Genomic DNA, 12641 nt, shown 5'->3' on the forward strand with positions numbered 1-12641 from the left:
ACAGCCCGATCTGCTCCCGCACACGAAGACGGCCGCAGACGCGTGTATCGCGCCGCATCGGGAGGGAACGCGACCGCACCGGTGGGGTGGCGGTGCGGTCGCGGGTTCAGCGGCTGTTCGAGTCGTTGACCTCCAGCGGCGTCACCGACAGATCCCGGATGCCGATCCTCTGGCCGACGGCCTCGACGGTGACGCCGGCGCGGGCGTCGGCGTAAGCGGCCGAGGTGAGGGAGGCGCGGCCGTCACCGGTGAACACCTCGATGGAAGACGCGTCGACGAGGATGTCGAGGGCGAGTGAGCCGTCGGCCTCCACGGGGGCGGTGCGGATCTCGCGGTACGTCTCGGGCATGGCATCCGCCACCGCGTCCCGTCGGCGATCGATGAACACCACTCCCGCACCGGCGTCGTACCCGACGGTCACCTCGGCGTCGCCGGAACCGAATCGCAGGCGCACCTCGCCCGCGTCGGGTGCATCGATGCGCGCGCGCAGGCGGAACGCGCCCGTCGAAGGCTGGACGGGAAGGTCGACGATGTCGCCCGGCACGACGGTGAAGCTCGACGCCGTCGCGCTCTCGCCCTCCCGCGCCTCGAGGGCCGCGACCGGCTGCGACAGGAGCGACAGCCGCCCGTCGATCTCTCGGAGGACGATCTCGCGCGTGGTCGAGAGCGATCCCCCCTGCCAGCTCCCCCCGGGGAGGTCACGGGCGTAGGCCCAGTTGTTGATCCAGCCGAGCGCGAACCGCCGCTCCAGCCGACCCTGGTCACCGTCGCGCGGGTCGTTCCAGGTCACGGCCGCGTAGAAGTCGGCACCGCCGTCGAGCCACTGCGGTTCGTCGGTGTCGGCGGTGAAGCGCTCACCGTCCCAGGCGCCTGTCCAGTACGCGAAGCCCGTCGTGCCGCCCGTCGACGACGCGTCGGCGCTCACGCCGAGCACCCACGTGCGCCGGCCCGAGGTGGGGTCCACCATCTCGAACAGATCGGGGCACTCGAGCAGCCCGTAGTCCGTACGGACGAAGTCGGAGACGTAGGTCCATTCGCGGAGGTTCTTCGAGGTGTAGAACCCCAGGCGCCGCCCCTCGGCGAGAACCATCACCCACTGCTGGCGCGCGTCATCCCAGACGATCTTGGGGTCGCGCCAGTCGGTCGCGCCGGGATTGTCCATCACGGGGTTCCCTTCGTAGTTCCGGAAGCTGAAGCCGCCGTCGGTCGAGACGAACAGCGACTGACGCTGCACGCCGTCGTCCTGCTGGGTCGCGAGGGCCACGATCGCCCCCGCCCCGAACCCCGCCGTGTTGCGCTCGTCGACGACGGCGCTCCCGGTGAGGATGTCGCCGAGCCCGTTGCGGTACTTCTCGATCGCGACACCGCGGTTCTTCCACGTGACCATGTCGGTCGAGGTGGCCAGGTGCCACGCGGTGCCGTTCCCCTCGGGGTAGTCCGCGTTGTAGAGGTAGTACAGCCGCCACTCGCCGTCGACGAAGACGGGGCGCTGGGGGTCGTTGATCCAGTGCTCCTCGGGAGTGAGGTGGAAGGCCGGACGGAACCGTTCCCAACCTTCGGGGGTGGCGAAGGGATCGGTCATTGCTGTGGGTGACGGCGTCGGCGACGGCGTCCCCGTCGAATCCGGGGAACCCACGGGCGCGCGCGGCCACAGCAGCACGACCAGGACTACCGTGACCAGGAGCGCGACCAAAGGGAGCGGGAGGATGCCGTGGGGGCCGCCGAAGCGACCCCCACGACGGGGAGCGGGCCGCGTCATGCGCGGCTCCGGTGACGGCGGCGGTACAGGAGAGACATTGCCGACCCGACCGCACCCAGGGCGCCCGCGAACAGAAGCGGAAGCCAGGAAGCGTCCACTCCCGTCGCGGCCAGGCGGGCGGGCGCCGCCGCAGCGGGCGACTCCTGGACCTTCGGTCCGGGCGCCGCGACGGGCGAGCCCTCCGAGCGCCCGGGCCGGACGACCGCCGGCGGGGTCGGGTCCCCCGCCGGCGGTGTCGGTGTCACCACCGGCGGTGTGGGGGTCACCACCGGGGGTGTCGGTGTCACCACCGGCGGTGTCGGGGTCACCACCGGGGGTGTCGGTGTCACCACCGGCGGTGTCGGGGTCACCACCGGCGGTGTCGGGGTCACCACCGGCGGCGTCGGGGTCACCACCGGCGGTGTCGGGGTGGGGTCCGGCTCCACGCGCGTCCCCACGAACTCCACCCGGCTCGTCGCCACCTCGTGCGGCTTGTCGACGAACGATGCGACCGAGACCTCCACGATCTCGTCACCCACCGGCACGACCGTCACGCTCAACGTCGTGCGCGAGCACACGATCTCGACCCGGTCGGCCGGCAGCTCGACGGGGTCGACGAGGTACCCCGTCCGGGGATCCACATCCGCGGTCGCTCGAACGCGCACGCCCGCCTGGCAGTCGAACCGCTGGCCCGCACCGAGCCGGTCGACGATCCGCAAGGTGTCCCACGGCCCCCGGGGCGACTCCAGCACCCACCTCGCTCGCGCTTCGGTGTCGTCCGTCCACGTACCGTAGCTGTTGCCCCGGGTGCGATCCGGCGGGCCGAAGAACGGACCGGGCCGCTGCCCGGAAGTGAGCGTCGGCTCCGCGTACGTCGTCGATGTCGTCGCCGTCGCGTCACCCTCGCGGGAGTCGACGGTCAGAGCCAGGGCGGGAGTCGCAAGCACGGTCGCCCCGATCACGCCTCCGGCGGCAAGGACGACGAGACGGGAGCCGACGCGGGTCACTGCTCGCTCACCTCGCGAGCGTTGCGCCGACGACGCGAGACGACGAGAGCCCCAGCTCCCAGGCCCACGGCCGCGACGGCCAGAGCGCCACCGACGAAAAGCGCCGTCGAGTCCACACCCGTGATGGCCAGGGGCGAACCGGGGCGGGCGGTGCCGGTACCGGCGGGTCCTGTCACCGAGGCCGGGACGGGGTCGGCGGAGACGCCGGGCTTGGACGCGCTGACGGAGGGCGAAGCCGAGGGCGACGTCGTGGGCTGAACCGGTCCGGGCACCGACGTGATGCCGCCGGCAGCGAGCAGCAGGGTGGAATCGAGCTGACCGTCGACCGTGTCGGCGACGGCGGCGACGATCTCCACCGGCTTGCCCGGGGTGACCGTGGCCGTGCAGGTCAAGGCGACCGAGTAGCCGTTCATCTCCGTGTCGCGCGTGCCGGGGTTGCCCTCTTTCGTGAGGTTGGAGACGAACAGCTCCGGGTGGGTCTCGGCGTTGATGCTCTTCAGGCCCACCGGCACGTCGCCCAGCGTGGAGCACAGTCGACCGCCGACATAGACACCGAAGGCGTCGCTGTAGTTGCGCTCGGACCATCCCGCGTACTCTTCGCTGCCAATGTGATAAACGATTGTCAGACTCTCGCCCTCGGGAACGACCTGCAACCGCAACTCAGCCGCGTCGTACGTCGTCGACGCGAACGACGACTCGAGCAGCGCCGAGCCGGCCCCGCCGAGGTCACCCGTGGTGGTGAGCTTGGCGTTGGGGCCCGTGAGTGCCGACGCGGTGAAGTCGACGTCGGAGGCGGCGGCGGGATCGGCGGCGCGCAGCGACCCGGTGGTCAGCGCCACTCCCGACACCGCGCCGGAGGGAAGACCCAGGTCGAGGCCCGAGAACGTTCCCGCCTGCACGGCGCGACCGGTCGACAGGCTGGCCGACGACAAGGAGACATGGCCGCCGATCAGGGATTTCGCGGCCGTTGCGGCATCCTGACCCTCGAAGGTGGACAAGGTGGTCGCGGCGTGCGCCGGCGCGGCGGCGAGCAGCAGGATGGCGGCCGACGACACGGCTGCGGCTGCTGACACCGCGAGGGGGACGCGCCGCGCAGGCGTCCTGCGGGCGAGGGGGACGTGCTGGGTCATGACACTCCTGAGGATTGCGGTGGGCGCGACGAAGGGGGTCTTTCGGACCGGTTCACGTCGTCGCGAAGAGGGTGGCTGGTGCGGGCTCAGACGACCGCGTGAGGAGGGATGCCACGGAGCACGCCGCTCGGCTGCTCGCTGCCGAGAGTGCCAGACATTCTCGGCAAACTCAAATTCTGCCAATCGTTTGACACACTTTGCCTCGCGCCATACGCTGACCGCGAGGAGCAGGAGCCACGTCTCGCGACAGAAAGCAGATCCGACGTGACCATCACGCACAACCGAGTAGGACGCACCCGCGTCCGGCTCGCGGCGATCGCCGCAGTGATCGCCACCACCGCCGTCTTGGCGGCGGGAGCACCCGCGCAGGCGCAAGCCGCGCCCGCGGCCGTTCCGGGCTACCCGGCCCCGACCGAGCACACCCAGAAGGCCTACGACCCCGAGGACGACTTCACCGCGAAGTGGACTCGCGCCGATGCGCGGCAGATCAAGGCCATGAGCAACCCCAACGCCCCGTCGCGTGCGAACTCCATGCCCGAGGAGTACACCATGCCGACGGTGCCGCAGGACTTCCCCGACATGAGCAACGAGCAGGTGTGGGTCTGGGACAGCTGGACCCTCACCGACGGGAGCTCGGCGCAGCCCAGCTTCAAGGGCTGGGAGGTCGTCTTCTCGCTCGTCGCCGACCGCAAGCTCGGCTTCGACGACCGTCACACGTACGCCAAGCTCGGCTACTTCTACCGTAAGGCCGATGTGGCGGAGCGCCCGAAGAACGGCGGCTGGACCTACGGCGGCCTGGTCTTCCCGGACGGGGCATCCGGCGCGATCTTCGAGGACCAGTCCTTCAGCCACCAGACGGAGTGGTCGGGCTCGACCCGCATTTTCGACGGCAACAAGCTGCGCATCTTCTACACGGCGGTGGCGTTCTACCGCAACGAGGACGGCTCCAACCGCAAGCCGTACGACCCGCGCCTGGTGCAGAGCGAGGGGCGTATCTTCGCCGATGACAAGGGCGTGTGGTTGACCGGCTTCCGCGACCAGCACGACATGCTCAAGGCCGACGGCGAGTACTACCAGACCGGCGCGCAGAACGAGTTCTTCAACTTCCGCGACCCGTTCACCTTCGAGGACCCCGCCCACCCCGGCAAGACCTACATGGTCTTCGAGGGCAACTCGGCCTTCCCCCGCGGCGAGCGCTCGTGCACCGAGGAAGACATGGGCTATGCACCGGGCGATCCGTACGCCGAGACCGCCGACCAGGCGATGGACATGGGCGCGCACTTCCAGCTCGCCAACGTCGGACTCGCGGTGGCCGAGAACGCCGCCCTCACCAAGTGGCGCTTCCTGCCGCCCATCCTGTCGGCAAACTGCGTGAACGACCAGACCGAGCGTCCGCAGATCTACATCAAGGACGGCAAGTACTACCTGTTCACCATCACCCACCGCAGCACGTACGCGGCCGGCATCGACGGCCCCGAGGGCGTCTACGGTTTCGTGGGCGACGGCATCCGCAGCGACTTCCAGCCGGTCAACCGCGGGTCGGGCCTTGCGCTCGGCAGCCCCGCGAACCTGAACTTCGCGGTGGGCACGCCCTTCGCACCGGACTACAACCAGCACCCGGGACAGTTCCAGGCCTACTCGCACTACGTCATGCCCGACGGCCTGGTGCAGTCGTTCATCGACACCATCGGCACCAGCGACAACTTCGTCCGCGGCGGAACCCTCGCACCGACCGTGCGCGTCGACATCAACGGCAACGCCGTCACGGTCGACCGCTCGTACGGCAAGAACGGGCTCGGCGAATGGGCGGACATCCCCTCGGGCTACGCGCACAAGATCACCCCGACGCCGGACCCCCGGCCGATCGGCTGACACCCTCCCCTCGAACGGGGCCCCGCTGCGGCGGGGCCCCGTTCCTCGTTTCCGCGGATCGCGCGCGGCCGGCCGCGGGCATTTCACCCGCTCCCTCGCCCGTCATCACCCTCTCGCGGACCTCCGCGTAATCTGGGTCTCACCACCCCCCGGGGGCGGGGTGCTGAGGAAATCGGGTGCTGATGGATGCCACGACGATGGCCGACGCGATCCTGCACGCCCTGGGCGGGCCCGACAACGTCGCGTCCTCGACGCACTGCGCGACGCGTCTGCGGGTGAACCCGCGGGATGTGGCACGGGTGAACGCCGCCGCACTCGACGCCGTCCCCGGCGTCCTGGCGACGCAGGTGGTGGGTGAACAGGTGCAGGTCGTGGTGGGCCCGGGCCGTGTCGACGAGGTCGCCGCGGCATTCGCGCGGGTGCTCTCGCCCGACCCGACGGTCCCCACGCGCCGCCTTCCGACTCGCGTGATCAGCGTGATCGTCGATGTCTTCACCCCGCTGCTGCCCGCGCTCGTGGCCGGGGGCCTGCTCACCGCCATCCACAACGTGCTCGCCGGCCCTGGCGCGTTCGGTGATCTGGCAGCGGTGGACGCCGTACCGGAATTGCGAGGTCCGGTGGCCCTGGTGGGCATGCTGGGCGCGGCGGTCTTCGCCCTCCTGCCCGTGCTGCTCGGCTTCGCGGCCGCCGGACGCTTCGGAGGGAGCCCCTATCTCGGTGCGGCGATGGGCGCAGCCCTCGTCGCCGCCCCCGGACTCGCCGCCGTCTCGGCGCTGCCGGCCATCCACCTGACCCCCAGCACGGGGTGGGTGCTCGACGGGATCGACGTGCTCGCCATCGATTACCAGGGCACGGTGCTTCCGATCATCGTGATCTGCTTCGTCCTCGCCCGCCTGGAGCGCTTCTTCGGTCGGCGGCTACGGGGTTCGGCTCGAGTGCTGCTCGTGCCGCTCCTGACGTTGCTGACCACGGGGCTGCTGGCCTTCCTCATCCTGGGCCCGACGCTGCGCTTCCTCGGCGACACCGCCGCCGAGGGCATGGAGTGGCTGTACACGAGCGCCGGAGTGGTCGGCGGCACCGTGGTGGGCGCGGTGTACTCACCGCTCGTGGTGACCGGTCTGCATCAGGGACTGATCGCGATCGAACTGGGCCTGCTGTCGACCGGCGGATCGTTCATCTTCCCCATCGCCGCGGCCGCCAACGTCGCTCAGGCAGCGGCCACTCTCGCGATCTGGGTCTCCGCACGGCGCGGGTCGCGACTGCGCGCACTCGCGGCGACGGCGACCGTTCCGGCGGCGCTCGGCATCGCGGAACCGGCGATATTCGGTGTCACACTGCGGCTGCGCGCACCCTTCGCGATCGCCGTCGGCGCGACGGCCGTCGCCGCGACCCTGCTCGCGGCGTTGCGAATTCAGGCCGTCACCCTCGGGGCGGCCGGAGTCTTCGGCTTCGTCTCGATCGCCCCGGGCCGGGTCGGACCGTTCCTGGCGTGCCTCGGGGTGTCGATCGTGCTGTCGTTCACCGGGACGCTCCTGTGGGCACGCTGGCGGCAGCGGGGCGGGCGTCCGCTCGAGAGCGACGGGGCCACCGAGCCGAGCGACGAGACGACGGTCCGCTCCCCGGCGGCGGGGACGCGGCTCGACGTGTCCGCCCTGGCCGACCCGGTGTTCGCCGCCAGGGCCCTGGGCCCGACGTCCGCGGTCGCGCCGTCCTCGGGTCTCGTCTCCTCCCCCGCAGCGGGAACGGTCAGCGCCATCGCGGCCGCCTCGCACGCGTACGGCGTCACCACCGACGACGGCACGGAGCTGCTCGTGCACGTGGGAATCGACACCGTGCGGTTGGCGGGCCGAGGGTTCCGGCCGCTCGTGCGCGTCGGCGACCGGGTCGCCTCCGGCGATGCGCTCGTGCATGTCGACCTAGCCGCGGTGAGGGGGGCCGGGTTCGACCCGGTCGTGCTCACCATCGTCACGAACGCCGACGAGCACCAGTACACCGACATCGCGGGGGGCTCCGAGGTCGCCGTGGGGACGCCCCTGATGCGGCAGACCCGCGTTGCGAAAGAATACTGATTAACCGCTTGACCATCCTCTCGACCGCTTGCTAGCGTCTGCGTAACCGATTAACCATCCCGGTTCATCGGTCGCCGTGAGTCTCAACGAGGAGTCATCCGCATGCACGAACAAGGGTTCTTCCGGCCGCCCCACGCCTGGGTCGGCGACGTCATCCCCTGGCAGGAAGACGGACGCTTCCACCTCTTCTATCTGCACGAGTCCCGCCGCACGCCCAAGGTCGGCATGCCCTGGCACCGCGTGATCACCGACGACCTCGTCACCTTCACCGAGACCGGTCCGGCGCTGGCCTCCGGCGGTCCGGATGCCGACGACTTCAACGTCTACACCGGCAGCGTCGTCGTCGAAGACGGCATCCATCACGTCTTCTACACCGGCCAGAATCCCGCTCGCGTCGGCTCCGACGGCCTCCCCCTGCAGCTCGTGCTGCACGCCAGCAGCACCGATGGCATGCACACCTGGCAGCGCCACCCCGAGCACACGTTCGGCGCGACGGCCGGCTACGAGAGTGCCGACTGGCGCGATCCCTTCGTCTTCCGAGACGAGGCCGCGGGTCTGTGGCGCATGCTCGTCACCGCCCGCCACGCCGATGGTCCCGAGCGCCGCCGCGGAGTGATCGCGCAGTGCGTGTCGCGAGACCTCCGCACGTGGGAGGCCGCGGAGCCGTTCTGGGATCCCCGCCGCTACATCGCGCACGAGTGCCCCGAGGTGTTCGAGTGGAACGGCTGGTGGTACCTGGTGTATTCCGAGTTCAGCGAGTCGTTCACCACCCGCTACCGCGTCTCGCGGAGCCTTCACGGCCCCTGGACGGTCCCTGCCGACGACTCCCTCGACGGCCGCGCGTACTACGCGGCGAAATCCGCCGCCCGTGGCGACCGTCGCTTCTTCTTCGGCTGGATCGCCTCCCGCGAGGGCGGAACCGACGACGGCGCCTGGCAGTGGGCGGGAACCCTCTCGGTGCTCGAAGCCGAGCAGAACCTCGACGGGACGCTCCGCTTCCACCCGCCGCGCGAGCTGGTGGAAACCTTCGACCGGGGCGTGGCCACCGCGGCATCCGGCACCGTCCTCTCGGCCCCCGACGGCTACGCCGACCTCGTGTTGACCGAGACGATCCCCTCGACCTTCCGCGTCGACGCCGTGTTCGACATCGCCGAGGGCACGACCGAGTGCGGGCTACTGCTGCGCGCGAGCGCCGACGGCGACGAGGGCTACGCCCTGCGCCTCGAGCCCCGACGCAACCGCCTCGTCTTCGACCGCTGGCCGCGCCGGCGCACCGGCGGCGAGCAATGGCAGATCTCGGGCGACGTGCCCTTCGCCGTCGAGCTGGAACGCCACGTCGATCTCGCCCCGGGCGCGCACCGCATCGAGGTGATCGTCGACGACGACCTGTGCGTCGCCACCGTCGACGGCGCCGTCACTCTCAGCACGCGTCTGTACGACCGCACCGCCGGCGGTGTCGGCGCCTTCGTCGGCGAGGGCAGCGCCACGATCCTCAGCCTCGACGTGTCCACACGAGAAGCGCGCTCCCCCGCCCCTCAGCGCGGCGACCTCCTCGTCGCCTCCTCCTGACCCCACCCACACCCGCACCACACACATCAATGGAGATACACATGGTCAACCACGCCCGCACGGCATCCTGGCTCGCCCTGGCCGCCGCCACCGCCGTCGTCCTCTCCGGCTGCGCCGGCAGCGGCACAGGGGGAGATCCCACCGACGTCAACCCCGAGGGCGAGATCACGCCCCGCGAGATCTCGTGGCTGCTCTCGCGCCCGGCCGACGGCGGGGTCATCACCGCGATGCAGAAGATCGCCGACGAATACGCCGCCGATCACCCGGGCTTCGCCCTCAACCTCATCACCACGCCCGACCGGCCCAGCTACATCCAGAAGTACGAGACGCTCGCCGCGGCGAACAAGCTGCCCGAGCTCTTCGACACCGACGCCACCCCCTTCGCGCAGAAGCTCGCGGAACAGGGCCGCATGGTCGACGTCGATCTGCTGCTGGACGACCTGGGGCTCGCCGACGACTACCGGGAGGCGGCGCTGAACTACCAGCGCTTCGACGACGGGTCGCTGTACATGGTGCCGTTCGAGTTCCAGCTGGAGTTCTTCTGGTACAACCGCGACCTGCTCCAGCAGGCGGGGGTGTCGGTTCCCGCGACCCTCGACGACTTCGCCCCGATGTGCGAGGCGCTGCGCGCCCAGGGCATCACGCCGATCGCCCTCGACGGCGCCGACGGCTGGCCCCTCGAGCGCTACATGGCGTACTACCCCTTCCGTCAGGCGGGCCCGGAGTACGTGCAGAAGCTCAAGACGGGCGAGGCGAAATTCTCCGACGCCCCCGGCCGCGCCGCCGCCGACTGGCTGTACGGCCTCGGTCAGGCCGGGTGCTTCCAGGAGGGCTTCTCGTCGACCGGCTACGCCGACGCTCAGGCGCAGTTCACCTCGGGCAAGGCCGCGGTCTACAACATCGGCACGTGGGAGCTGGCGAACCTCGCCACCGACGAGCTCGACGCGGGGGTCCGCGACAGCGTCGACTACTTCACGCTCCCCACGCTTCCGGGGGCGGTGACCGCCGACGACGAGTACGTCGCCCCGTCGGGCATCGGCATGGCGGTCAATGCCTCCACCTACGACCCCCTGGTGCGCGACTTCCTCGCCTTCGCGCTCGAGCGCTACCCCGCCGAGGTCGCCGCTTCGGGCGCCCTGTCTCCGACCACGGATGCGGCCACCGAGATCCCGGCGAACGCCACGCCGCTGTACACCCGGGCGATCGAACAGGCCGGCGAGGTCGGCGAGAAGCTGGCGATGCCCTGGGACACGCAGCTCGACCCCGCCACCAACACCCGCCTCCAGCAGGAGTTGACCCTGCTCGTGCAGGGCGACATCACGCCCGACGAGTTCGTCAGCACCATGGATGCCGCCCTGACGGAGAACGTCGGTGGCTGACACGCTCGCACCGAGCCGGCCCCGGGCGACCGGGGCCGGCCGGCCCACCGCCCGCCGCCGTCCGCTCAGCACCTCGATGCTGCCGCGACGCTCGGGCCTGGCCGTCGCCGTCTTCCTCGTGCCGCCGCTGCTGCTCTACGGCGCGGCCGTGCTGCTGCCCATCGTGCAGTCGCTCGTGCTGAGCCTGTTCGAGTGGGACGGCATCACCGACCTCGAGTTCGTCGGGCTCGACAACTACGTCAAGATGTTCACCCGCGACGACGTCTTCTGGACCGCGTTCGGCAACGCCCTCGGCTACCTCGCGATCTGCCTCGTGCTGCAGCTCGGCGGCGCCCTCGCGGTGGCGGGGCTGCTGACCGCCCTCCCCCGGGCGCGCGAGCTGGTGAAGACCCTCTACCTGCTGCCGGCCGTCATCTCCACCGTCGCGATCGGCTTCCTGTTCCTGCGCGTCTACTCGCTCGAGCCGGTCGGTCTGCTCAACCAGCTGCTGGCGTGGGTGGGCCTGGAAGGCCTGCAGACGGCATGGCTGTCGAACGTGCAGACCGTGCTCGCCGCGGTGTCGATCCCCGAGGGGTGGCGTTTCACGGGCCTGTACATGCTCATCATCTACGCCGCCCTGATCGCCGTGCCCAAAGAGCTCGAGGAGGCCGCCCGCCTCGACGGCGCCTCATGGTGGCAGACGTTCTGGCGCATCCGCTTCCCCTACATCCGGCCCGTGTGGATCACCACCACCGTCATGGCGACCACCTTCGCCCTGCGCGGCTTCGACATCCCGTACCTGCTCACCAACGGCGGGCCCGGACAGTCGTCGGAGCTGTTGACCACCTACATGTACAAGACGGCCTTCGTCCACACCGACTACGGCTACGCCAGCGCGATCTCGGTCTTCATCGTCGTGGAGTGCCTGGTCGCCGTCGGCCTGATCTTCCTGCTGCTGCGTCGAAAGGACGCGTGATGAGCACGACCCTCGCCCCCGCCCCCGCGGCATCCGTTCCCGCCGACCCCGCCCCCGCGCCCCGTCGCGTGCACCGCTCGCCGCGCCTGCGCGTGCAGCGCACCCTGCTGACGGTCACCGTCGCGCTGATCGTCGTCGTGCAGGTGTACCCGCTGCTCTGGCTGTTCCTCACGAGCTTCCGCACCGCGAGCGACTTCGCCGGCGGCGACCCGTTCGCCCTCCCGCGCGAGTGGACGCTCGAGAACTACTCCCGCGCGTTCGGCACCGGCAACCTGCTGCTGAACATCGGCAACTCGCTCGTCGTCACCCTCGGGGCGAGCGCCCTCATCGTGGTGGCGGGCATGATGGCCGCCTACGCGCTGCAGGTGCTGGGTTTCCGGCTCAGCGGGTTCGTGCGCGCGCTGTTCCTGCTCGGCATCATCGTGCCGGTGCAGATCGCGCTCGTGCCGCTGTTCATCGACTACTCGCAGGTGGGGCTGCTCGACACCCATCTGTCGATGATCCTGCCGTTGGCGGCCTTCTCGCTGCCGATGGGCGTGTACCTGTTCTCGTCGTTCTACGAGTACATCCCGCGCGAGCTCTACGAGGCCGCCTCCCTCGACGGCGCGGGTCCGTACCGCATCTTCCTGCAGATCACGACGCCCCTGTCGGTCAACACGATCATCACCGTCGTCCTGGTCAACAGCATCTTCATCTGGAACGACTTCATCTTCGCGAACACCTTCGTGCTCTCCGACGGACTCAAGACCATCCCGCTGGGCCTGCAAAACTACATCGGAGCGATGGGCAACACCGACTGGACGGCGACGTTCGCCGCGGTGTGCGTCACGGTGACGCCGCTGCTGCTGGTGTTCCTCGTGCTGAACAAGGCGATGATCGCCGGGCTCGAGAGCGGAGCGACCAAGGGATGAACGCGAGGACC

The 12641-nt window shown here is 70.2% G+C and carries 9 protein-coding genes; 6 read left to right on the forward strand and 3 right to left on the reverse strand.

The features are described 5' to 3' along the window. Positions 1 to 106 precede the first annotated feature (106 nt). The 3 genes from QE410_RS13595 to QE410_RS13605 all read right to left on the reverse strand — a co-directional run bounded on the left by QE410_RS13595 (position 107) and on the right by QE410_RS13605 (position 3875). Positions 107 to 1582 carry a glycoside hydrolase family 32 protein gene (locus QE410_RS13595; protein ID WP_307333028.1) on the reverse strand — a complete coding sequence of 492 codons (1476 nt, stop codon included), beginning with the start codon at positions 1580 to 1582 and terminating at the stop codon, positions 107 to 109. Between the two features lie 173 nt (positions 1583 to 1755). Continuing rightward, on the reverse strand, positions 1756 to 2745 hold the full coding sequence (locus QE410_RS13600; protein ID WP_307333030.1) for a hypothetical protein: 990 nt from the start codon (positions 2743 to 2745) through the stop codon (positions 1756 to 1758). Continuing rightward, on the reverse strand, positions 2742 to 3875 hold the full coding sequence (locus tag QE410_RS13605) for a choice-of-anchor L domain-containing protein (RefSeq protein WP_307333032.1): 1134 nt from the start codon (positions 3873 to 3875) through the stop codon (positions 2742 to 2744). Before QE410_RS13605 ends, QE410_RS13600 begins: the two co-directional genes overlap by 4 nt. A 264-nt stretch (positions 3876 to 4139) precedes the next feature. On the opposite strand from QE410_RS13605, the gene QE410_RS13610 reads away from it, so the two are divergent. The 6 genes from QE410_RS13610 to QE410_RS13635 all read left to right on the forward strand — a co-directional run bounded on the left by QE410_RS13610 (position 4140) and on the right by QE410_RS13635 (position 12630). Beyond that, positions 4140 to 5747 carry a glycoside hydrolase family 68 protein gene (locus QE410_RS13610; protein ID WP_307333034.1) on the forward strand — a complete coding sequence of 536 codons (1608 nt, stop codon included), beginning with the start codon at positions 4140 to 4142 and terminating at the stop codon, positions 5745 to 5747. A gap of 182 nt (positions 5748 to 5929) precedes the next feature. After that, a complete protein-coding gene (locus QE410_RS13615; RefSeq protein ID WP_307333036.1) occupies positions 5930 to 7816 on the forward strand; it encodes a glucose PTS transporter subunit IIA in 1887 nt (628 codons plus the stop codon). 102 nt (positions 7817 to 7918) lie between these two features. Next, positions 7919 to 9385, forward strand: coding sequence for a glycoside hydrolase family 32 protein (locus tag QE410_RS13620; protein WP_307333038.1), 1467 nt, complete (start codon positions 7919 to 7921; stop codon positions 9383 to 9385). Positions 9386 to 9426: 41 nt separating this feature from the next. Next, the gene (locus QE410_RS13625) at positions 9427 to 10764 is read left to right on the forward strand and encodes an ABC transporter substrate-binding protein (RefSeq protein WP_307333040.1); all 1338 of its coding nucleotides are present in this window, start codon (positions 9427 to 9429) and stop codon (positions 10762 to 10764) included. 76 nt (positions 10765 to 10840) lie between these two features. Then, a complete protein-coding gene (locus QE410_RS13630; RefSeq protein ID WP_307334542.1) occupies positions 10841 to 11719 on the forward strand; it encodes a carbohydrate ABC transporter permease in 879 nt (292 codons plus the stop codon). Next, positions 11719 to 12630 carry a carbohydrate ABC transporter permease gene (locus QE410_RS13635; RefSeq protein WP_307333042.1) on the forward strand — a complete coding sequence of 304 codons (912 nt, stop codon included), beginning with the start codon at positions 11719 to 11721 and terminating at the stop codon, positions 12628 to 12630. The genes QE410_RS13630 and QE410_RS13635 overlap by 1 nt, the downstream gene beginning before the upstream one ends. Positions 12631 to 12641: the final 11 nt, after the last annotated feature.

The organism is Microbacterium sp. SORGH_AS_1204 (assembly GCF_030818935.1).
In the GTDB taxonomy this organism is placed as follows: Bacteria; Actinomycetota; Actinomycetes; order Actinomycetales; family Microbacteriaceae; genus Microbacterium.